The organism is Azotobacter armeniacus (genome assembly GCF_054779355.1).
In genome coordinates this window covers 189,949-211,335 of sequence record NZ_BAAGYK010000033.1, presented here as the reverse complement: position 1 = coordinate 211,335, position 21,387 = coordinate 189,949, and the positions used below count along the sequence as shown (strand labels likewise).

Sequence of the window (21,387 nt, the reverse complement as noted above, 5' to 3'; positions counted from 1 at the left end):
CAAGCCTTCGATTTGTTTGAATTGCTCGGCGGTCAGTTGCATGGCACTCGGTCTCAACACTATTTGCTGCATTATAGCAAATAGTGTTAACAGGCCCTAGAGCAGTGTTCGGCAGCGATATCGAACAGCGATTGTCACGGGATGCAGACCAGCCCCGGCAAGCACCGGGGTTCTGGGATCAAGATAGCTATCGCAAGGAAGTGTTGTGACAGCCTCTTCGGATCAGGCGATCACGTCCGAAAGCGACAGGCTGGTAACGCCAGTGAGTGCAATGGCGAAATCGGCCGAGTTGTCCGCATTCACATTGCCGTAGAGCACGCCGCTGTCGAATTTCAGCTGTCCGGGTTGGGTAAAGGCTGTCGAGCCGCTGAGCATCGTGCTGAAGGCATCGTCGCCGCCAGTAGCCGTGTTGGCATCCAGCGTCGACAGATCAATCTTGTCGCTTCCCCTGGTGAAGTCGGTGATGACGTCCCAAGTGGCGCTATTCAGGCCCATCTCTGAGAGGGCATTGAAGTCAAAGATGTCGTTGCCGGCCCCGCCGGTCAGCGTGTCCTTGCCTTCACCGCCCAGCAAGGTGTCGGCACCGGCGCCTCCGTCGAGCCAGTCGTTGCCCCTGCCGCCGTCGAGCCAGTCCCTGCCATTGCCACCCTCGAGCCGGTCTTCGCCGTTGCCGCCTTCGAGCCGGTCGTCACCGTTGCCGCCATAGAGCCGGTCCCTGCCGTTTTCGCCCTCGAGCAAATCGTCGCCGTTGTTGCCCTCGAGCCAGTCGTCACCGTTGCCGCCGAAGAGCACATCCTTGCCGTTTTCGCCGTAGAGCTGGTCATCGCCGTTGTTGCCCTCGAGCCGGTCGTCACCGTTGCCGCCGTAGATCCAGTCCCTGCCGTTTCCGCCCTTGAGCTGGTCGTCGCCATTGCCGCCATAGAGCTGGTCGTCACCGTTGCCACCGTCGAGCCAGTCCTCGCCGTTGCCGCCGTCCAGCAAGTCATTGCCGTTTTGGCCGTAGAGCCGATCGTTGCCGTTTTCGCCGTAGAGGCGGTCGTTGCCGTTGCCGCCAAAGAGCCAATCGTTGCCGGCACGGCCGTTGAGTAGGTCATTACCACCCAAGCCGCTGATGATGTCGTTGCCGTTGGTGCCGATGAGGGTATTGTCGCCGTTGTTGCCGATGATTATAGCCATTGTTCTACTCCCTACTTAATTACGCCAGGGATGTTTTAATTGCTGACAAGTTTGTTCTAAGGTTTTTTTAACGGTCTGTTGCTCTAACTTGCCAGCGGTTCTTTGCTGGTGTTCAACAAGCAGCAAGCATAGCCAGATAATCTTTGCTTGCAGTGAAGTTGGAGTGCGTATGGTTTTATCCGATAGTCGGTCGGCAGAAAAGCCGGCTTGATCTATTTTAATTGCCAGTCGATCTATCTCAGGCGCTTGTTAATGAATGGACTGTCGACTCGGCTGGCCAGTGATTTGATAGCCCCATTGGGCAAGCGTCGAGCATCGTTAAATAATGCCCGCTTGCAGCGAAGATAAAATACGCCTGGTTTGTTCGATGATCGACCGACAGAAAAGCTAATAGGGGGCTGAACCGGAGGAGCGGAATGATAGTGGCAAAGCAGAAGAGCCATCAAGCGGTCTCGGAACCTCTTCGCCGTTGCCCGGTCTTGTTTTCTGTCCACTGCCACCAGCCCCGTTTTCTGCGGATTACGGTGGATGTAATGCTCTACTTGACCCTGTCTGGTGCATCCGCCCCAGTCATCGGTTTTTGGCGCAAGACAGCCCATGTTCCATGCTTTTAGTATGTAAGGAAGTGGCAGTTGCGCTTGCAGAGCATTCGCCTGCGCACCCTGTCTCTTATGAGACCGGCTATTTAATGGCGGTTCTCCGCAAGTATATGTGTGGTTGGTGATTCATGAAAAATGAAACGCGCCAGTAAGTGCTTTTTCTGCCTGCCCTTCAGGCAGGCAAAGTTGCTTGCAAGACGTTCGGTTGCATACGTTTTGTTTATGGCTCAATTATTCGCTGGCGCAACGAGGATTTCTGCCAGTACAGAAAAGGATTGTCACATTACGGTCGGCTCCTTCAGCGGCGATCAGGAAACAGCTTCGGCTAAATTTCTCAACGAAGCTTCATGGGCTGTTTTAATAATGCCTTCGCCATTCACAAACAGCGTTCAGGTACTTCTTTGATGTGTATGACGAAGAGCTCGGCATTCAAGAGTAAGCGCAACCTCCAGAGCTTGTTATTAATCCGTCCGATCTGTTGGTCGGGGGTAATCAATGCCTGCTTTTCCAGTGCCCAAGGGGACAGGTGGGCCATTCCCTGAGCCACTCCTGCCGGGCTGCCCGTCCCGCAAGCCGCGAAAAACCCGTTCCGCTACCGCCCCATGCCATGCATGTTTCTGTAAAAAAATCCATTGAACGTTTTGTGGAATTTATTTGCCAATTGAACCCTTTCGCAAGACCGTGGCGTCTCGGCGGTGCCTGCCTTGGCGAGCCGCCGCTACTGACTGACGGTCCGAGCGCGCTCCTGAAGCGACACACCCGCCCAACCAAACTGGCCACCAACCACGGCAGGCTATTGCGGACTCCACCTCTGTGGAGTTGTTATGCTCGAAAAAAAGATTCGTCCTACCGCTTATTCGATGCAGCCGAACGGAAAGAGCTCTGGCGCCGTCGAAGAGAACGCGCGGGACTGACCCCGCGATTTCGACTTTCGTGCCGAATACGCCGAACAACATGAACTGCTCGTGCCCGTCGGCCAGCCGGCCGCGACGCCGAGTCCAGCACAGGACACCCAGAACGATGAATGAACAGAGCAAGACCGGCTTGCTGTACCGCGCCGAGCGGATCGGCAACCATCATTGGTCGCAGGTCTGAGGAGACGAGCCATGCGCGAAAAACTGGTTATCGGCAACTGGAAGATGAACGGCAGCCTCGACGCCAACCGGCGCTTGCTGCAGGAACTGCTGCCGCCACTGGCGGCGCTGACAGGCGCCGACGTGGCGGTCTGTCCGCCCTTCCCCTACCTGGCGCAGGTCGGCGCCCTGCTGGAGGGCTCCGGCGTGGCGCTGGGCGCGCAGAACCTCCACACGGCGGCGAAGGGCGCCTTCACCGGCGAGGTCGGCGCCGGCATGCTCAAGGAGCTGGGCTGCCGCTTCGTGCTGGTCGGGCATTCCGAGCGGCGCAGCCTGTTCGGCGAGAGCGACGCTCTGGTCGCGGAGAAGTTCGCGGCGGCGCTCGCGGCCGGGCTGGTGCCCGTACTGTGCGTTGGCGAGACCCTGGAGCAGCGCCGCAACGGGACGACCGAGGCGGTTATCGCCGCGCAGTTGCAGGCGGCCCTGCAGCGGGTCGGCATCGCCGGGATCGCCGCCGGGGTGATCGCCTACGAGCCGGTCTGGGCCATCGGCACCGGCGAGACCGCCTCGCCGGAGCAGGCCCAGGCGGTGCACCGGCACATCCGGGCACTGCTGGCCGAGCATGATCCCGCCCTGGCCGGCGCCACGTCGATCCTCTACGGCGGCAGCGTCAAGCCCGACAACGCCCAGGCGCTGTTCGGGCAACCCGACATCGATGGCGGACTGATCGGCGGCGCCTCGCTGGAGGCGGCCTCGTTCGCCGCGATCTGCAAGGCCGCCGAGCGCTAGAGCGGTTTCGTCCACGCGCCCGCTCCCTCTCTCCCCGCCGGGGAGAGGGACGCAAGCCCAGCCACTCAAGGACTCCGAGAAGGAGTTCGACCGCACCTGCGACTACATCGTCGACACCATCCCAGGAGCTCAAGGAGCTGGACCGCCGCTCCAGCCGCTTCGAGCTGGAGCAGGGCACCCTCGGCCAGATCCGCCGCGTACCGCTGGGCGTAGCGCTGTGCATGGGGTCCTACAACTACCCGCTGAACGCCAGCAACTGAGCATCTTCGGCAACGACCCGGCCCAGGTCGGCCAACTGGTGGACGCCTTCGGCTGCAGGATGAAAAAGGCCAGGTGGACGAGCTGCAAGCTGGTATTTAGCTTTCGCTCGCAGTTCTTCCATAGCCATAGACGCCTGCACTGTGACTTTTATCGTTGCAGCTCCTCCCAGTCGGGCAGTACACCCATGTCGCGTGCCCACATGGCCAGATCAATATGCTTCGCCATGATGACATCGAGTGCAGTATCCACAGCATAGAAATCGCCCAGTTCACCGTGTGCTTGAGAGCCTTCCCGGCAGCGGTACAGTTGCTGGTTGTCCTTCCTGAGTGCGCGGTTGATTCTGGCTAGCAGTGCTCTCTCAGTTACCTTCACTTTCATGGGGCTACCTCCTCTTGGCGTGAAGACTGATGTGCCTAAGTGTGTAGTAGTGAGAGAGTGAATAAGGACAGAGGCGACGAGCGGACTTCCTTGTCCGCAGACCGAATGATCAGCCTCTTGGGCAACGTGAGGGCTCATTCCTCCGAGCGGCTACAGGGCCTTGGCTGCCTCGCGGTGCGGGACGGCCAGGGCTTCGGGGCCAGCGCTGGGCGAGGCGTCCTCGAAGCGGTCCACCCGGCGTAGCGACTTGAAGCCCCACGTCCAGCCGCTCACCACCGTCAGCGTGCACACTGCCCCCAGCACCGCCGCCGGCACCGTGCCGAACCACGCGGCGCTGCTGCCGGCGCGGAACTCGCCCAACTCGTTGGAGGAGCCGATGAACAGCATGTTCACCGCATTGACCCGTCCGCGCATGGCATCCGGCGTGGAGAACTGGATCAGTGAGGAGCGGATGTACATGCTGACCATGTCCGCCGCGCCGGCCACCAGCAGGGCCAGGAAAGACAGCCAGAACAGGCTGGACAGGGCGAAGACCAGGTTGGCGACGCCAAACAGCGCGACCGCGGCGAACATGATCAGGCCGACATGCCGGTCGAGGGGCCGCACGCTCAAGTAGAGGCCGACCAGCACCTCGCCGATCGCCATGGCGCTGCGCAGCGCGCCGAGTCCTGCCGGACCGACCTGCAGAATCTCCTGGGCGTAGATCGGCAGCAGTGCCACTACGCCGCCGAGCAGCACCGCGAACAGGTCCAGGGACATGGTGCCGAGGATGATCGGCCGCGAGCGGATGAAGTCGATGCCGGCGGTGAAGCGTTGCCAGGCCGTCGCCTCGAGGGTTTTCGGCGGCTCGGCGAAGCGCACCGGCACCCAGGGCAGCAAGCCCAGCGCGAGCGCGAAACCGGCCAGGCACAGCGCATAGCTCAGGGCGCCGCCGCCCAGGGCGTAGAGCCCGCCACCGAGCAGCGGTCCGGCAATGGTGGCCCCGCGCATGATCATGCTGTTGGCGGCGATCGCCGCAGCCAGCCGTTCGCGCGGCACGATCTGTGGCAGCAGACTCTGCAGGGCCGGTCCGATGAAGGCGCGGGCACAGCCGAACAGCGCCAGCACGGCATAGATCGCCAGGGTGTTCTGCGCGCCGCTAAGCGACAACCAGAGCAGCATGCCGCTGCACAGGGCTCCCACCACCCAGCTGACGGCCAGGATGCGCTTGCGGTCGTAGCGGTCGATCAGATCCCCGGCCGGCAATAACAGCAGCAGCATGGGGATGAACTGGGCCAGACCGGCATAGGCCAGGGAGAGTGGGTCACGGGTCATGTCGTAGACCTGCCAGGCCACCACCACGGCCTGGATCTGCATGGCACAGACGGCCCCGAGGCGTGCGATCAGAAAGGGCAGGAAGCCGGGGTGGCGGTAGACGCTGGAACTGGGCTCGGAGGAAATCGCAGAGGACACTTCGATACTCGCAGGCAAGAGGTGAAGGGAAGGGCGCCGCTCTCCGTCCCGCTACCCATAGGCATCCGGCGGCGTCATCGGTCGGCCTCTGGCTAGCGGAGGCAGGGCCGGTGTTCGTTGCAGCAGAGTGACACCCTCCAGAGCGCTTTCCAACTGCTCAGGAGTCACTCGCGGGCGATTATCGGTGTGGGGTGGATGCGGGGGTGTGGCGGTGGGGCCGTTTGCCGGGCTGCTGGAGTGCTTGCGGAAGGGGAGAGGACGCGCTCGTAGCAGGAGCTGTATGGTTCTATACAGGCATTTTGGCTGCGTCAGGAGAAACGAAATGGGTCATGCGATTTTGGCGGATGTGGCTGCTTCCGTCACCGAGTTGAAAAAGGTTCCATGGGCGCTATCGAGGCCGGCCATGGTGCCCCGGTGGTCATCCTGAACTTGACATCCTCCCCGATCTAAAAGCCGGAGATTCCCACTTCTGGACGGCCATGCCCGACCGTGAGAATGTTCCTGGCCGCGTTTACGTTGCGGTCATGAGCGACACCGCACTCATCACAGGTCCATTCCCTTATTCGTAGTCCGTTGACACCCTGCGGGCCGCTGAGCGATCCGCAGGACGAACAGGTGCGGGTGGTGTACGCCTCGCCGACTTCCTTGAACACGATGCCTGCGTGAGCGCATTTGTAGGCCAGCATCGTTTTCAATTGGCCCAGCCGGCATCCAGCACCGACTTGGCCAGGGTGGTTTTGGCTAGTTTCGTGGGGCTGACGTCGCCCACGATGATCGTGCCGTGCTGGTTCACCTGAGAGCGGCTGAATTTGTGCAAGGCATCCTTGCGACGATTAGCGATCTTGGCGTGGAGTGTTAGGGAATCCGAAAAAGACTTTCCGGATCTGTTGAAATACGCCCATCCCGCCCTGCGAGTTGTCCGCTGAAGCAGTTGTCCTTCGCCGATGCCGAATACGCCGGCAAGCGCAAGCAGACCCGCCGCGAGCGCTTCCTGCTCGAAATGGACCAAGTCGTGCCGTGGTCGGGGCTGATCGCCCTGATCGAGCCCCACTACCCGAAGGGCGAAGGCGGTCGGCCACCCTATCCGCTGGCAGCCATGCTGCGCGTGCACCTGATGCAGAACTGGTTCGGCTACAGCGATCCGGCGATGGAGGAAGCGCTGTACGAGATGCCCCTGCTGCGCCGGTTCGCCGGCCTGGGTCTGGAGCGCATCCCGGACGAGACGACCATCCTCAAGTTCCGTCGCCTGCTGGAGAAGCATGAGCTGGCCGGGGGCATCCTGGAGGTGATCAACGGCTATCTGGGCGATCATGGGTTGTCGCTGCGCGAGGCACCATCGTCGATGCCATGCTGATCCATGCACCGAGTTGACGAAGAACAAGAAAGGCAAGCGCGACCCGGAAATGCACTCGACGAAGAAGGGCAACCAGTACCAAGGCATCGGGAGGCACGCGCAAGCTGGGAGTGCCCACGGTCGGTGACGGCCATGCTTGGCATCTTCCAGCACATTGACCGCGCACTTGAGCGCTGGGCCCGACGAAAGTACAAGGCCCTTCACAGGCGCAAGCGGCGCATTAGCCAATGGCTGGACAAGATGCGGACGGTGGCACCCCGGCTGTTCCATCACTGGCGAGTGGCCAGGCAGCAAGGTTGGATAACAGGAGCCGTATGACGCGAGAGTGTCACGTACGGTTCTGCGAGCGGCTGTGGGGGCAGTTCCTGCGGTCGACTCACCACTTCGGGATGAAGGCGCACATTGGCGCCGATGATGAATCGGGCCTGGTGCACAGCGTGGTGGTCACTGCGGCCAATGTCGCGGGCATCACCCAGGTCGACAAACTACTGCATGGCGAGGAAAACGTGGTCTGTGCCGATGCAGGCTACACCGGCGTGGAGAAACGCCCCGAGCATGTGGGCCGCCAGGTCGTCTGGCAGATCGCGGCTCGCCGCAGCACCTACAAGAAGCACGGCAAGCGCAGCGTCCTGTACCGGGTCAAACGCCGGATCGAGAAAGCCAAGGCACAGGTACGGGCCAAGGTCGAGCATCCGTTCCGGGTGATCAAGCGGCAGTTCGGCTACACCAAGGTGCGCTTCCGTGGCCTGGCGAAGAACACGGCACAACTGGTGATGCTGTTTGCCCTGTCGAACCTGTGGATGGCGCGAAAACATCTGCTGGTGGCAGGAGGGGTGCGTCCGTAATACGGGGAATCACCCCTGCAAGGCACCCCTCAAGGGCAAAAACATGGATTTGCAGAGAGGTATTTTTCCCGGATTTTCTGCTGTTCCGAACCAGGCCAATCCCTGTATTTCAGAGGCTTGCACGGGCAATGCAGGGGGAAAGTATCGGATTGTTTTTCTTCGAGCACTTAACAACCCACTTTTTAATAGATGGGTCTATTGATTTTCCCTGTCTCATAGTCTGTCTTTGAGCAGGTCTTGATACCAGAGGCCGGAGTCATACACGAGAGTAACGATACTCCAGCCACGGTAAGCTGGCTCTTTTAGTAAAGACCTAGCCACGGCTAGAGTTGCGGCGCTGGTATTTCCAATATAGAAACCGCTCTGCAAATACAGCCAGCGTTGGGTATCAAGCATGGCGTCCAAAGAAACATGGCGCACATCGCCAACGAGCGACCAATCTAAGAACGGTGGAGAAACCCCAACAGCCATACCTTCGAGCCGGTGATCACTAAAATGGCCGGCTTGCATGTCACATCCTTCTGGCTCGACCATTATCGTGCTTAATTCAAAGCCGGCGTCTTGGAGCCCCCTAGCCACTCCTGTAAAGCTCGCGCCTGTGCCTGCGCACGCAACGAATAGGATTCGCTTCCCTGCGTCTTGTTCAATAAGTTGCCTTGCTAGCTCGGGGCCGGTGGTTAATCTATGTGCGTCAATGCCTAAATGGTTCTGGAACTGGTCGGTATAGAAATACTGTCTACCCAAGGACTCTTGATGTTCTAGATGATGAAGAACGATCTCCTTGGGTGTGGCACCTTCGACCATCATCTGCTTGCCAATTAGACGAGCGCCAAAACACTCAAGCAAATCCCGCTTTGCCTGGCTAAAGCTGAGCCCGACAGCCAGTTCAACTGGGACGTTGTATTTTTGGCACGCCGCGACCAAACCAAAGCCAAAGTTTCCACCAGTTTTCTCAATCACGGTGGTCACATTCGGAATGATGTGACCAGATGCTACAGCATGGTCAACGATGTAACTCGCCGCGCGGTATTTGTGGCTTCCACCTGGATTATCCATTTCCAGCTTTGCGAACAGCCGATTCCCACATTTAATCAGTCGACTCATTGCCCAGCACTCTCCAAGTTCATCCGTTTACGGGGTTTACCCTGCAAAACGACTGAAGATCCAAGTAGGACGACAGCGCAAATACCAATGCACAGCATATTACTGCCACTCCAGCCAATTGAAGAGAGCAGCAGCGCTGGCGCAAAGGCTCCCAGGGTTGCCAGGATTGAAATGCCTAGGTCGTTGACTCCTTGTATCTGCATTGAATTCGGGTGGTCTTCAAGACCACGCGCTAAAAGGGCACCCCCACCAACGTAAGTGAAGTTCCAGCCAAGCCCAAGAATAATCAATGCCAGGGTCATTGCTTCATAGGTGTGAGAGCTGAGGTTGACCACACTGCTCAGCAACATAAAAACAATTCCGCCGTAAATAACTGTCTTAAGGCCGAGGCGGGTGATCAAAACACCGGTGAAGAATGATGGTGCAAACATCGCAATAACGTGCCATTGGATCGCAGTGCTGACATCGGAAAAGTGAGTGTGCATGCCCTTCATGTACATCGACGCCTGAATCATCAGTAGATTCATCAGGCAATAGCCGACCGAGGCCACCACTATTGCAAGCAAGATGATTGGGTTTTTGAGCGTTTCACTAAGCCGAGCCTTCCTTGGTTTGCTTGTGTCACTAGGCTCTGGGGCGCCCTTACCCTCCAGCATCAGTGCGCTGATAAACGCGGAGAGTATGGCCATTGGCACAAAGGAGGCGTAGCAAAATGCAAATTCATGGAAACCATCTATCACTCGCAGTCCCTCTGCCAAAGCAGGCCCCAGTAAAGCGGCGATAACACCACCAGCAACTACTAAAGAAATTGCCTTTGGCTTCAAGCTTGGATCTAAGCCGTCAGTAGCGGCGAAGCGATTGAAGTTTGCGAAAGCAATGTATGATCCGAGGGCGGCATGACTCAAGGTCAGTAAAAGAAAGCTGCTCTGTTCAATGGCCATAAATCCAAGCACTCCAGCGACTGCGAGTGGGATGCTGCCAATCAAAAAGCCTGCACGGCGGCCTATAGCACTCATAATCCTTGAGGCCGGATAGGTTGCCAGCATGACAAAAAGAAACTGGAAGCCGTAAGGCAGAGTCGAGAGCGAGGCTGTGGGAGACAAGGAGGCGCCAACTATAGCAGCCATGGTTACTGACATGACCGCAGTTATCAGGTTTATGGATTGCGCTGTGAAATACAGGTAAGTCCTGTAAGGAAGACGGTTCTTTTTTATGTTCATGGCTCATGGCCGTAACGGGTAATGTCGAAGTCTGCCTGTTCAAACGAACAGATCAGCCGCTCTTTGTTTCGTCCCAGTTTCTTACGGTGAACCTGCAATGGGCCTATTGCGTGAGGGCTTTGTAGATGCGTGCCCCCACAGGGGATGTCGATTTCTCCGTACCGCCAGAGGCGTGCGTCGCAGCAGTCATCAATAATCACGTTTTCAATGGGAAGGCCTAACTCGATTAGTTGATTGGCTTTTTTCTTAATCAGATCTACATCTTCAGGCGTGAAAATGTCATCGACAAGGAAATCAAAACGAGCGCCATCCTCCTTAATGTGGCAACCAGTCGTCCAACTATTAAGTTCTGGGCGATATTCAAGAATGGCAGCGTACAAGAAATGGCTGGCGCTGTGTGAGACGGTCAGTCGCTCCCGACGCACTGGATCGATGGTTATCGTAACGGGCATACCCAGCTCAATTTCCTTGAGTAGATCCAGGTCGTCAGGGTGAATCATATGTAAGATAACCCCTCCGGCCTTGCCCCCCTTAAAGCCCTCAATATTCAGCGGGGTTCCATAAAGCTTCTTCACCCAGATAAACCTGATGCGGCCGACTGGTGTATCCAGCCAGCCTATATCCGCTTCCTGCCCACCCCCCTCGGGATAAGCAATCGTGCGATCTAGTTCAATCGCTTCTGGGTGAATCCGAACGATGGATGCTGCTGCTGACATCAAATATTGGTCACGGTAATACAGTTTCTCCGTGGTCCTAACGGCCTCAAACATAGGTTTCACCATCAAGTTGGTCTGAGTGGGAAATTTGCAGCGATGACTTAATCTTTACCCTGGCGCCAGATGGAATATCGCTAGTGATGATGCAACCGGGACCAATAAACGCATCGTCACCTACAAGCACATTCCCCAGCACGCTCGCAAAGGCGCCAATCTGGACGCGGTTGCAAATCTTTGGGTGGCGTTGCCCTGACGGGTTTCCCTCAATACCCCGAGCGCCAAGAGTGACGCCACCTAGGATGTAGCAGTCGTCTCCAATAATGGCTGTCTCGCCAATAACAGTCCCCATACCGTGGTCGATTATGAGGCGTGCACCGATCTCGCTCTTGAAGTGAATCTCTGCGCCGGACATTAGCTTGCCTCTGCGACTGATCATCGCTGGTAGAGACTGATCCGAAATGGAGGTTTGAAAGCCCAGATCATTCCTGTAGAGCCAGTTTGCGATGCGGTAGTGCAGGACCGCTGAGTAGGATGTATAGGTACGAGCAATGAACGCAGGGTCACGCCCAGAAGCGGGGTCCTTCTTGGCAAATGAAATTAAATCTTCAGCAGCCATATCCGTGACTGCTTGGAAGATGGCAGAACGCTTCAGCCCCTCAAAATCCTGTGCAGAACAGCATTCCAGAAGTGCAGCAATGACAAGATTCCGAACAAGGAGATAAGTATCCTGGCTTAACATCAGCGCTGGCGGCTGACTTGTCGCGGTTTGGTAGGGCATATAAAGCTCGTCCATGAGATAAGGCCAGTTGTATAGTAATCCACCTTCTTATTCAACCACAGGCCTGGATTATTTATACACGTGGGCTAAGTATCTACACAAAATCAATCCGATACTGTTCGCCGTAACCTGACAGCACCTGAAGCACATGGCTGCTGAGTGACCGGAAGTTCTGATAAGTGCTCGAAGAAAAATAATCCGATACTGAGTGATCCCCAGAAATTATCCTGATAAATCAAATAGGTAGGGCTTGAAGAGGCCTGCATGGGCGGGCACGTTGGTTGTCACCAAGCTGACCGATGTCCCCAGCCCCCCTGCAGACCGTCCAGTTCTTGCACGCCGCCTTCGCCAAGGCACTCCCCACGCTCCATGCCCGCCGTCTCGAGGCCCTGATGGCCACGGTGGCCGCCCTGCTGCAGGGCCGCCGCCTGAGCCTGACCGCACTGGGGCGTTCCCTGCCCGGCTCCGCCTGGCCCAGGCATGCGATCAAGCGGGTCGACCGCCTGCTCGGCAACCGCCAGCTGCAGGCCGAGCGGGGGTTGTTCTACCGGGTCATGCGCCGTGCCCGGCCGGGCTCGCTCCGGCATCCGTTGCTCCTGGTGGACGGGTCGCCGATCAATGCCGCCGGCAAGCGGTTCCTGCTGCGCGCCGCGATCCCGCTGGCCGGACGCTCGCTGCCGGTCTGCGAAGTCGTCCACCCGCGCGAGGGCTGCTCGCGTTGCCAGCGGCGCCTGCTCGAGGCGCTCGCGGCGATGTTGCCGGCCGACTGCCGGCCCGTCCTGGTCACCGCTGCCGGCTTTCGGCGGCCCTGGTTCCAGGCCGTCGAAGCCCGGGGCTGGCAGGACGTCGGCCGCGTGCGCAATCGCGACCTGTGCCGGCTCGACGAGCGGCCCTGGCAGCCGGTGAAGGACCTGTATGCCCTGGCCTCGGCGTCGCCGAAACGGCTTGGCGACATCGCCATGACGCGCTCGGCGCCCTGGTCGACCCGGCTGTACGCCGTGAAACAGGCGCCGCGGGGGCGCCAGCACCGGCGCGTCACCGGAACACTGGCCCGGGGCAAGCGCAGTCGGCAATTTCCCGGGATAGGCTGCGGGATCTGGAACTGGCCCTGCGGCGGGAGGTCCACCGGCAAGCGCAGGAACTGGGGTGATTTTGTGGGGATCACTCAGAATCCGATATTTTTCCTCTGCATTGCCCGTGCAAGCCTCTGAAATACAGGGGCGGCCTGGTTCGGAACAGCAGAAAATCCGAGAAAGTTTCGTTCGAGTACTTAACAGACTAAAGCCATCGGCTTTGCCGATGGATACTTACTTACTTTTCAAGCGGTTAGAAACTCGTTCAGGGTAACTGCGCGCGAGGTGATGGCCAGCCTGACAAGGTGGGCGGAGTTCCGTCGTGGTGCATGTTCGAGGAGGGAGGGAGAGGGCAGTGGCGCAGAGGCAGATATAGCTGAAGTTGCGCTTCGGTACCGCAGCAAGGGAGTGTCTTCGGGGCAGGTTTTTGGCCTATATACCGCGACACCTCGCGGCCGCTGTACCCAGCCTGACCGGCGAGCAGCCGGAGGCCTGAAGGCACGCCGTTTCAACGCTCCGCGGCGATGTTCGGCGGCGCTTTGGGCAAATAGATGTAGCTGGCGACGAGGGTCTTCTCGGGGAGAGGCTTGCCCTGTGCCAGACGCTTCAGCATCCGATAGCTCTGGCGGCCGATCTCGCGGCTTTCCATGCTCAGATAGGCCTGTACCAGGCCGTCGTCGAGCAGCGCGCGCTGTGCCTCGTTGAGGTCAGGGGTGGTGATGACGATGGTTGGGCGCATACCCTCTGCGTCGAGCTTGGCGAATAGAGGGCCGAGCTGCCGCCGATATGTGTCGGCTTGGTGAATCGGCCAGTCGCCGAGGCTGATAATGATATCGACCGGGCTGCTGGAGTTCAGCAGAGTAGTGAGCTTGAACAGCGTGTTTTCTTGATTGTTGGCCCCATACAGTGGGCAGCGGCCCGACTCGCTCCAGCCATTCTCTCCGTTCAGCCGGTCGGCTGCTCTATCCTCGGCCTGGCCGCCGCGCAGCTGCTGGCGGATGCCCTGGAGGCGTTCCTGATAATTGGTGTCCTGCGGGCCGCCGCTCAAGATGCACAGCATTCCGCCCTGCGGCCTGAGGCGCTGGGCGAGCATGCCCAACTGTTGGCCGAAGGCCAGGTTGTCGAGCCCGACGTAGCCACTGCGCAGATGCCGCTCTGCGGGGCCCAGGTCCGAATCGAAAGTGATCAATGGCATCTTGCCCGCCTGTTGCAGAGCGTGAGCGGCCAGCCATTGCGAATGGGTCACCGACAGGGCGATACCGTCCAGGTCCCTGTCGAGGGCCTGCTCCAGGGCTTGGTTCTGCTGGCGAAAATGCTCTGGTCCCGAGGCGCCTAGCAACAGACAGGTATCGCCCTGGGCCTGGGCGGCCTCGGCACAACCCTCACCGGCCAGGATGAAGAGGGGATGGTCGACCCGCTTGGCGACCAGTGCGAACTGCAACGGCTCGGCGCTGGCAAGAGGGGCGAGCAGGAGCCCGCAAAGCAAGGCGGAACCAGAAAGAAAGCGCCGCAATAGCGATTTTTTCACATCTAATCCTTGCGAATTGTAGGGCTCCCGTAGGAATGATACGCCTAAGCATCCGTTATGTGCGGCCAGTAGTCGGAGCTCATGGTCAGTCTGCAATTGGGATGGAGGGTTCCTCCTCAACGCTTCGCGGGGATATGCGGCGGCGATTCGGGCAGGTAGACGACGAGGCTGTCGACGAGAACCTTCTCGGGGATGGGCTCGCCCTGCACCAGACGCTTGAGCATCCGGTAGCTCTGGCGGCCGATCTCGCGGCTATTCATGTCCAGATAGGCCTGTACCAGACCGTCGTCGAGCAGCGCGCGCTGTGCTGCGTCCGGCTCGTTCGTGGCGATGATAATGGCCGGGCGAATACCCTTTGCGTCGAGCTCGGCGAGCAGCGGGCCGAGTTGTTGGCGGTACATGCCAGTCTCGTAAATCGGCCAGCTGCCGAGGCTGATGATGACATCGAATTGCCTGATATTCAGCAGGGTGGTGAGCTGGAGCAGCGCGTGCTCCGAAGTTTCGGCCCGCTCCAGCGGGCAGCGGTTCGGCTCGCTCCAGCCATTCTTCTCGTCCAGTCGATCGGCTTCTTCATTGCTCAGGACATCGCTGAGCTGCAAGCGGATACCTTGCAGCCGTTCCTGCTGGTAGGTGTCCTGCAAGTTGCCGGTCAAGACACACAGTTTTCCGCCCTGTGGTCTGAGGCGCTGGGCGAGCATACCCAGCCGCTGGCCGAAGGCCAGGTTGTCGATCCCGACGTAGCCACTGCGCAGATGTCGCTCTGCGGGGCCCAGGTCCGAATCGAAGGTGATCAGCGGGGTCTTGCCCACCTGCTGCAGAGCATGATCGGCCAGCCATTGTGAATGGGTCACCGCCAGGGCGATACCGTCCAGATTCCTCTCAAGGGCCTGCTCCAGGGCTTTGTTCTGCCGGCGAAAATGCGCCGGCCCCGAGGCACCCAGCAACAGACAGGTATCGCCCTGGGCCTGGGCGGCCTCGGCACAGCCCTCACCGGCCAGGATGAAGAAGCGCTGGTCGACCCGCTTGGCGACCAGCGCGAACTGCAACGGTTCGGCGCCAGCGGGGGGGATGAGCAGCAGCTCGCAGAGCAGATTGGCCACGGAAAGAAAGTGGAAAGAAAACTGTCTTTTCAAAGCAAATCCTTGTGCTTCAACATTGGGTTAAGCCAGAGTGCTATTTGTTTTTGGATATCATGAAGCCATCCTGGACAATCTCTGAACTGCGGGGCCAGAGTTGACTGGCGATTACGACAGCTTATGTAAAAGCCTATTGAAACTAGTGACCTGAATTAGAAGTTCGCCGACAAAAGCGCTTGAGTCTGGCAAGGATGTCATCGGCAGAGTGGATCCAGACAAAGAGCTTCGGATCGGCGTTGTCCTATTCCAAGTAATCGCGGATGACCTGCTTGAGTTCCCGGGTGGCGCGATGCGTGCCACGGCGGATTCGCTTCTGGGTGAGTGTGGCAAACCAGCGGTTCACCATCGTCTGCTCCGGATATCAGGCATATGGTAGGTAGACAAGCAACAGATTAGCTTGTTTAACGAATTACTGATTCAGGACACTAGAAGGCATTATCAGAAAAAACGGCAAGGCTGACGCAAACTCGATGCAGCGGGATCGATGCCCAGCCATAAGGCACAGACCGTGTCGGCATGAACTGGCAGGAGGTATTCCGGAAGAAGTTGACTACGGGGCAAACAGCTCCAGCTGTTGGCAGCCGCCGCGCAGATCGAGCAGCCGCACGCCGACGCCGAGCAGGCGCACTGGTCTGGCGCCGCGGGCGAAGGCGGCGCCGAGCAATAGCCGGTAGCTGTCCAGGTCCCGGCCGGCGCCGGCCTGCTCCAGGGTGGTCTGGGTGAAGTCGTGGAACTTCACCTTGACGTAGGGCTTGTCTGGTCGGTAGCCACTCTCCAGTCGCGCCAGACGCCCGTCGAGCTCCTCCAATAGCAGCGGCAGCCGCTCCAGACAGGCGGCCAGATCCGGCAGATCCCGCTCGTAGGTGTGCTCCACGCTCAGCGACTGGCGGCGACTGTCAACCTCTATCGGACGCTCGTCGATTCCCCGCGCCAGTTGTTCCAAGCGCTTGCCGAAACTGCCGAATTCGCGCACCAGCTCCAGCCGGCTCCATTCGCGCAGCTCGGCGCAGGTGCGGATGCCCAGGCGTCCGAGCCGCTCGGCGGTGACCTTGCCGACCCCGTGCAGCCGGTTCACCGGCAGGTTGACGATGAAGGCCTCGACCTCGTCCGGGGGAATCACGAACAGCCCGTCGGGCTTGCGCCAGTCGCTGGCGATCTTGGCGAGAAACTTGTTCGGCGCGACACCGGCGGAAACCGTGATACGCAGCTCCTGCCAGACACGCCGGCGGATGTCTTGGGCGATGCGCGTGGCGCTGCCGGAAAAGTGAGGGCTGGCGGAGACGTCCAGATAGGCCTCGTCCAGCGACAGCGGTTCGACGAACTCGGTGTAGTCGCGCAAGATCCGGTGGATTTCCCGCGACGCAGCCTTGTAGGCATCGAACCGCGGCCTGACGATCAACAGGTCCGGGCAGAGCTTCAGCGCCTGGCGCGCGGGCATCGCCGAACGCACGCCATAGGCGCGCGCCTCGTAGTTGCAGGTGGCGATCACCCCGCGCCGATCGGGCGCGCTGCCCACCGCCAACGGCCGCCTGGCCAGGCGCGGGTCGTCGCGCATCTCGATGGCTGCATAGAAACAGTCGCAGTCGACGTGAATGATTTTTCTGCCGCTCATGGAGCCCAGTATGCCGCCCCGATCACGGCACTGGCAGCCCCGGCTGGCTCAATGCACAATCACGCTTTCGCTGGACGCGTACTCTGAACGGATATTGCGGACGTGAAAACCGTCAGAGCCATCGATGTCGATGGGCAGCCAGATCCGCCACGCCTCGTCGGCGCCGATCGCGCGTGCCTCAATGACGCGGCTGCCGACCACCTGGCCTGCCTTGAGGATATCGAGATCAATGGCCACGTTTTCCAGATCGCGCCCCGAGATGTTCACTCCCGTTCCTTGGAGATAGGTTGTGTGGCTCATGGTGATCAACTGCATGTTGCGTAACCTGATGTCATTCTCGGCCAGCGCACCGGCTGAGAACAGCAAGGCCATCAGTGCTATTTTCACTCTTGACTGCATTGCACCTCCAAAGTCTGGCTGTCTGACGCTTGGTCATTCGCCCATGAAAAAGTCCTATATAAGTACCTCTCCATACTGCCCTGATTGGAGTAAAGCTCGGTGTAAATAGCACGAAACATCATTTCAGGCGAGAACCGCTGATCTAACCTCTACAGAAAGTCTTCCCTGGAGCGACCGCCATGTCCCTCGATAAGAACGCCCTCGACAGCCTGCTTGAACAAGCCCGGCGACACGCTGACCAGGCTGCTGCACACAATGACCCGACACTCTATCGCGAGGCTTTCATGGCCATGTGCCAGGCCGTGGCGCTACTCGGCAAGGAGGCCGACAACTGGCGCGAACAGGTGGTTCGGGCGACCGAGGAGTACACCCGCACCGAAGGCATCTAGCGGCCACTGTTATCCTTGTCGCGCTAACCATTTGAAGCAAAACCTGTGTTTTAGCAATATAGCTTGACAGCGAAGTGCTTCGCTGTAGAATGCCGCCCCACACAGACGCGGGGTGGAGCAGTCTGGTAGCTCGTCGGGCTCATAACCCGAAGGTCGTTGGTTCAAATCCAGCCCCCGCAACCAATCGGAAACTGCCTGCCACGGATCACCGTGGCAGGCAGTTTTTTTTCGGCCGGCGCGAAGCACAGAATACCTGCGGTGTCGCCCTTGATCAGGATGCCGAGCTTGCCGTCGCCAGGCTCCAGGACGATCCGGTCGTTCGGGGTGCGCAGCGGGTCCGCCGCCGTCGGACGGCCTTCGTCGCTCTGCAGCGCCTCGTAGAGCGCGTTGATCTTCCTGCTGTAGACCTTTCCATATTGGGGTGGAGGAGTGGCGGCGGCTCGTCGGCGACCTCCAACTCACGCTCGAGCGCGACCTTGCGGTCCTCCAGGGCGGTCATCTCGTCCTTCATCGACGCGTGGTACAAGCCGTCCTTGATCGCATCGATGATCTTGCGGATCTGGCGCTCGACCTTTTTGAGCTCGGCTTCTTTGCTCGCGAGCTCGGCCCGCTGCCCAATCCGCCACTCGTTGACGGCTCGGGTGTAGGCTTCACAGAACTCCTCGAACAGCACCGGCTCCATGAGGTGCCCGCGCATGGCTCGCAGCACCCGGTCCTCGAACTCGTCACGCTTGATCGCCAGGCGGTTGTCGCAGGTGCCCTTGTTGCGCGCCGTCGAGCAGTCATAGTGCGTGGCCGAGATCATCGAGCATCCGCCGCCGCATGTCCCGCACTTGATCAGCACGGGGAACAGATAGGGTGGCCGCTTGCGCGCGCCGAGGGCGTTGCCCTCCTGCAACGGCTTGCGCGCCTCGCGGACTGCTTGCTGCTTGGCCTTGACCCATTCCCAGAGCGCGTCATCGACGATCCGCAGATCTGGAACTTCTTGAACGATCCACGCCGATTCCGGATTGAGCCTCGACACGCGCTTGCCGGTGTCGAGGTTCTTGATGTACCGGAGCCGGTTCCAGACCAGCCGGCCCAGGTAGAGCTCGTTGTTGAGAATGCCGCTTCCGCGGCGCCAGTTGCCGTAGATCGTGCTTGGGCTCCAGGCGTTACCGGCAGGCCCGGGAACGCCTTCCGTGTTCAGCTCGTGTGCAATCCGCTTCGGCGACTTTCCGGCGGCATAGTCGCGGAAGACCCGCCGAACGACCTGCGCCTCGGCTTCGTTTATCCGCCGCTCGCCCCGCACGGGCTCGCCGTTGCCGTCGGTCTTCTTCACGACGTCATAACCGTAGCTGTTCCCTCCGCCCGACTTGCCATCTTTGACCCGGCCGCGCAGGACTCGCCGCGTCTTATCAGCGAGGTCCTTGAGGTAGAGCGCGCCCATCGTGCTTTTGAGGCCGATGTCCAGCTCGCTGACGTCGCCCACGAAGAGGGTCACCATCTTCGCGCCGGCGGAGGTCATGCGCTTGTAGACGCCGGCGATGTCCTCCAGGTCGCGGCTGATCCGATCAAGCGACTCCGTGAGAATGACGTTGAACCGCTTGGATTGAGCGTCGGCAAGGAGGATTTGGATACCGGGCCGCAGCAGGCTGGCCCCTGAAATCGCCTGGTCGGAATAGCTCTCGATCACCTGCCATCTCTGGCGCTGCGCGTATTCCCGGCACGGCCGGAACTGGTCCTCGATCGAGTAAATTCGCTGTCGACCGTCTCCTTGAGCATGATGCTCTTGACGATGTCCTCTTCGCTGATGCCGAATTCCTTGGCCTGCTCGGGGATTTCCTTTTCGACCAACGGCGTTTGGACAAAGCCCGGACAGGCAACGTTAGCGCGAGCGTTGTGCTTCGCGCTTTCCGTCGCGACCACCCTCGCCAGCCCGAGAAGGCCATGCTTGGCGGTCACATCAGCTGCCTTGAGCGGCGATGCCTCCTTCGAATGGACCGAGCCGTTATAGACGATCGAGTCGGAGTTGGCCACGTACATGTGCCTGAGGCAAGCTTTCGTGGTCAGGAACGCACCATCGAGATGGACGGCGCGCATCTTTTTCCACTCAGCAAACGGGAACGAGTCGACTGGTTGAACGATTTGGATGCCGGCGTTGTTGACCAGAAAATCAATGCGGCCGTAGGCGCCATGGGCGGCGTCAACGCTCGCGTTTACAGCGGTCTCGTCGCTGACGTCCATCGCGACACCCATGGCGGTCCCGCCAGCAGCGACGATCTCGGCGGCGGCCGCTTCGGCCGCGTCCTTCTTCAAATCGGCGATGACCACCTTGGCGCCTTCCCGGGCGAAGGCATGCGCGATCTCTTTGCCGATGCCGCTCGCCGCCCCGGTAACGATGGCGACCTTGTCTTCGAAACGGCTCATGAAGGGCTAGGGGCGACGTTTCGAGCCAGAGGCGTTGATGAAGAAGAGCAAACCCGCAGAATTCAGGCTCCCACACCGATACCCCTGCGGGTTTGCAATGCCCCCATCGATGCTCAGTGACGAACTCTGGTCGAAGCTGGAAAAGGTTCTGCTTCAGCAAGCCATTTACCACAAGCCGGATCTGCGGATGATGGTCGAGGGAATGCTCTACCGGATGCGCGCAGGCTGCCTCTGGAGAGACGTCAGGGCGCGTATGCGCCCCCCTGTTTACCCAGGAGCGGGTGGCGGCCTCTGCCGGCTGGTTCCTCGATGGCCTGCTGGGCAACCAGCCACGCAAGACCGGCTGGATGCGCGCCGAGGCAGCCGGCGATCCCGGCCCCTGGCGTCAACAGGCCATTCTCGGCCGCGGCCGCGGGGAGGCCGATGCCCTGCACGATCTGGTGCGCGCCTATGTGCTCGAACCTCAAGGCCGTCCTGGTTCTGGACGAGACCGGCTTTCTCAAGCAGGGCCACGCCTCCTGCGGCGTGGCCCGCCAGTACAGCGGGTCGGCCGGCAAGATCGCCAACTGCCAGATCGGTGTCTTCGCGGCCTATGTCCCACGCCATGGCCATGCCTTCATCGACCGAGCCCTCTACCTGCCTGAAGCCTGGACGGATGATCCCTTGCGTATGGCGGCAGCCCCTGTTCCGGAAGGCATGGGTTTCTCGACCAGGCCCCAGTCGGCCCTCCAGATGATCGAGCGAGCCCTGACTGCCCAGGCACCCTTTGCCTGGATTGCCGCTGACACGGTCTATGGCGTAGGCGCCATCGAGACAGCCTTGCGCCGTGCCGGCAAAGGATGTCTGCTGGGCGTCCTCATGCCTTCCACGCCTGGATCGATAGGCCTCCAGTCTCCGCTACAGCCGAGCAGATTGCTCATGATTTGCCGCCTTCTGCCTGGCAACGGCTATCGGCAGGCGAAGGCACTCAGGGACCGCGTCTCATGACTGGGCCGACCTGGAAGCCAGTGAGCATGACCCGACGCGTACCGGGCTAGGGACGCGTGGAGTACTGATCCGTCGCCGGCTGGTCGATGGGGAACTGGCCTATTTCACA

General features: G+C 59.9%; 19 protein-coding genes, 1 tRNA gene and 7 pseudogenes. 11 read left to right on the top strand and 16 right to left on the bottom strand.

The features are described 5' to 3' along the window. Window positions 1–222: 222 nt before the first annotated feature. Window positions 223–1,176 (bottom strand): calcium-binding protein, encoded by a 954-nt coding sequence (locus ACYVD0_RS07810; RefSeq protein WP_460426278.1) that lies wholly within the window; start codon window positions 1,174–1,176, stop codon window positions 223–225. Between the two features lie 734 nt (window positions 1,177–1,910). Between ACYVD0_RS07810 and ACYVD0_RS07805 the strand changes: the two genes are divergently transcribed. The 3 genes and pseudogenes from ACYVD0_RS07805 to ACYVD0_RS07795 all read left to right on the top strand — a co-directional run. Further along, entirely contained in the window at window positions 1,911–2,180 is a 270-nt protein-coding gene (locus ACYVD0_RS07805) for a hypothetical protein (protein ID WP_460426277.1), read from the top strand. 701 nt (window positions 2,181–2,881) lie between these two features. After that, window positions 2,882–3,637, top strand: coding sequence for a triose-phosphate isomerase family protein (gene tpiA / locus ACYVD0_RS07800; protein ID WP_460426276.1), 756 nt, complete (start codon window positions 2,882–2,884; stop codon window positions 3,635–3,637). A 64-nt stretch (window positions 3,638–3,701) separates the two neighbouring features. Next, a pseudogene (locus ACYVD0_RS07795) lies at window positions 3,702–3,885 on the top strand (NADP-dependent glyceraldehyde-3-phosphate dehydrogenase); the annotation flags it as partial. Here ACYVD0_RS07795 and ACYVD0_RS07790 read toward each other — a convergent pair. From ACYVD0_RS07790 to ACYVD0_RS07770, 5 genes are all read right to left on the bottom strand, one after another. Continuing rightward, window positions 3,873–4,019, bottom strand: coding sequence for a hypothetical protein (locus tag ACYVD0_RS07790; protein WP_460426275.1), 147 nt, complete (start codon window positions 4,017–4,019; stop codon window positions 3,873–3,875). The pseudogene ACYVD0_RS07795 and the gene ACYVD0_RS07790 sit on opposite strands and share 13 nt — an antisense overlap. A 26-nt stretch (window positions 4,020–4,045) precedes the next feature. After that, on the bottom strand, window positions 4,046–4,276 hold the full coding sequence (locus ACYVD0_RS07785; protein ID WP_460426274.1) for a hypothetical protein: 231 nt from the start codon (window positions 4,274–4,276) through the stop codon (window positions 4,046–4,048). Between the two features lie 150 nt (window positions 4,277–4,426). Continuing rightward, window positions 4,427–5,728 (bottom strand): MFS transporter, encoded by a 1,302-nt coding sequence (locus ACYVD0_RS07780; protein ID WP_460426273.1) that lies wholly within the window; start codon window positions 5,726–5,728, stop codon window positions 4,427–4,429. Between the two features lie 446 nt (window positions 5,729–6,174). After that, window positions 6,175–6,414 (bottom strand): zinc ribbon domain-containing protein, encoded by a 240-nt coding sequence (locus ACYVD0_RS07775; protein WP_460426288.1) that lies wholly within the window; start codon window positions 6,412–6,414, stop codon window positions 6,175–6,177. Window positions 6,415–6,419: 5 nt separating this feature from the next. Further along, entirely contained in the window at window positions 6,420–6,545 is a 126-nt protein-coding gene (locus ACYVD0_RS07770) for a hypothetical protein (RefSeq protein WP_460426272.1), read from the bottom strand. A 105-nt stretch (window positions 6,546–6,650) separates the two neighbouring features. Between ACYVD0_RS07770 and ACYVD0_RS07765 the strand changes: the two are divergent. The 3 pseudogenes from ACYVD0_RS07765 to ACYVD0_RS07755 form a co-directional block, all read left to right on the top strand. Next, window positions 6,651–7,161: pseudogene (locus ACYVD0_RS07765) on the top strand (IS5 family transposase); the annotation flags it as partial. Between the two features lie 47 nt (window positions 7,162–7,208). Next, a pseudogene (locus ACYVD0_RS07760) lies at window positions 7,209–7,400 on the top strand (group II intron reverse transcriptase/maturase); the annotation flags it as partial. A gap of 59 nt (window positions 7,401–7,459) precedes the next feature. Next, window positions 7,460–7,927: pseudogene (locus ACYVD0_RS07755) on the top strand (IS5 family transposase); the annotation flags it as partial. A gap of 213 nt (window positions 7,928–8,140) precedes the next feature. Here ACYVD0_RS07755 and ACYVD0_RS07750 read toward each other — a convergent pair. Genes ACYVD0_RS07750 through ACYVD0_RS07735 form a run of 4 tightly spaced genes read right to left on the bottom strand, consistent with a single transcriptional unit; the run spans window position 8,141 to window position 11,745 of the window. Further along, entirely contained in the window at window positions 8,141–9,031 is an 891-nt protein-coding gene (locus ACYVD0_RS07750) for a PLP-dependent cysteine synthase family protein (RefSeq protein ID WP_460426271.1), read from the bottom strand. Then, a complete protein-coding gene (locus tag ACYVD0_RS07745) occupies window positions 9,028–10,251 on the bottom strand; it encodes an MFS transporter (RefSeq protein WP_460426270.1) in 1,224 nt (407 codons plus the stop codon). Before ACYVD0_RS07745 ends, ACYVD0_RS07750 begins: the two co-directional genes overlap by 4 nt. Further along, a complete protein-coding gene (locus tag ACYVD0_RS07740; protein ID WP_460426269.1) occupies window positions 10,248–11,021 on the bottom strand; it encodes an alanyl-tRNA editing protein in 774 nt (257 codons plus the stop codon). The genes ACYVD0_RS07745 and ACYVD0_RS07740 overlap by 4 nt, the downstream gene beginning before the upstream one ends. Beyond that, window positions 11,014–11,745 carry a serine O-acetyltransferase gene (locus ACYVD0_RS07735; RefSeq protein ID WP_460426268.1) on the bottom strand — a complete coding sequence of 244 codons (732 nt, stop codon included), beginning with the start codon at window positions 11,743–11,745 and terminating at the stop codon, window positions 11,014–11,016. Before ACYVD0_RS07735 ends, ACYVD0_RS07740 begins: the two co-directional genes overlap by 8 nt. Before the next feature lie 314 nt (window positions 11,746–12,059). On the opposite strand from ACYVD0_RS07735, the pseudogene ACYVD0_RS07730 reads away from it, so the two are divergent. Next, window positions 12,060–12,818, top strand: a pseudogene (locus tag ACYVD0_RS07730) (IS4 family transposase); the annotation flags it as partial. Window positions 12,819–13,326: 508 nt separating this feature from the next. Here the strand turns inward: ACYVD0_RS07730 and ACYVD0_RS07725 are convergent. From ACYVD0_RS07725 to ACYVD0_RS07710, 4 genes are all read right to left on the bottom strand, one after another. Further along, window positions 13,327–14,346 (bottom strand): substrate-binding domain-containing protein, encoded by a 1,020-nt coding sequence (locus tag ACYVD0_RS07725; protein WP_460426267.1) that lies wholly within the window; start codon window positions 14,344–14,346, stop codon window positions 13,327–13,329. Between the two features lie 116 nt (window positions 14,347–14,462). Beyond that, entirely contained in the window at window positions 14,463–15,479 is a 1,017-nt protein-coding gene (locus ACYVD0_RS07720) for a substrate-binding domain-containing protein (protein WP_460426266.1), read from the bottom strand. A 553-nt stretch (window positions 15,480–16,032) separates the two neighbouring features. Beyond that, window positions 16,033–17,094: a DNA polymerase IV gene (gene dinB / locus ACYVD0_RS07715; RefSeq protein ID WP_460426265.1), complete on the bottom strand. Its 1,062-nt coding sequence runs from the start codon at window positions 17,092–17,094 to the stop codon at window positions 16,033–16,035. A gap of 48 nt (window positions 17,095–17,142) precedes the next feature. Continuing rightward, on the bottom strand, window positions 17,143–17,466 hold the full coding sequence (locus ACYVD0_RS07710; RefSeq protein ID WP_460426264.1) for an FxLYD domain-containing protein: 324 nt from the start codon (window positions 17,464–17,466) through the stop codon (window positions 17,143–17,145). A 206-nt stretch (window positions 17,467–17,672) separates the two neighbouring features. Between ACYVD0_RS07710 and ACYVD0_RS07705 the strand changes: the two genes are divergently transcribed. Together ACYVD0_RS07705 and ACYVD0_RS07700 are read left to right on the top strand one after the other, a co-directional pair. After that, entirely contained in the window at window positions 17,673–17,882 is a 210-nt protein-coding gene (locus ACYVD0_RS07705) for a hypothetical protein (protein ID WP_460426263.1), read from the top strand. 106 nt (window positions 17,883–17,988) lie between these two features. Next, window positions 17,989–18,065 (top strand) — tRNA-Met (locus ACYVD0_RS07700). A gap of 88 nt (window positions 18,066–18,153) precedes the next feature. Here the strand turns inward: ACYVD0_RS07700 and ACYVD0_RS07695 are convergent. Together ACYVD0_RS07695 and ACYVD0_RS07690 are read right to left on the bottom strand one after the other, a co-directional pair. Continuing rightward, a complete protein-coding gene (locus ACYVD0_RS07695; protein ID WP_460426262.1) occupies window positions 18,154–19,557 on the bottom strand; it encodes a recombinase family protein in 1,404 nt (467 codons plus the stop codon). Next, a complete protein-coding gene (locus tag ACYVD0_RS07690) occupies window positions 19,554–20,291 on the bottom strand; it encodes a Rossmann-fold NAD(P)-binding domain-containing protein (RefSeq protein WP_460426261.1) in 738 nt (245 codons plus the stop codon). Before ACYVD0_RS07690 ends, ACYVD0_RS07695 begins: the two co-directional genes overlap by 4 nt. A 97-nt stretch (window positions 20,292–20,388) precedes the next feature. On the opposite strand from ACYVD0_RS07690, the pseudogene ACYVD0_RS07685 reads away from it, so the two are divergent. Both ACYVD0_RS07685 and ACYVD0_RS07680 read left to right on the top strand, forming a co-directional pair. Continuing rightward, window positions 20,389–20,541, top strand: a pseudogene (locus ACYVD0_RS07685) (transposase); the annotation flags it as partial. Then, a pseudogene (locus ACYVD0_RS07680) lies at window positions 20,527–21,387 on the top strand (IS701 family transposase); the annotation flags it as partial. The pseudogenes ACYVD0_RS07685 and ACYVD0_RS07680, both read left to right, overlap by 15 nt.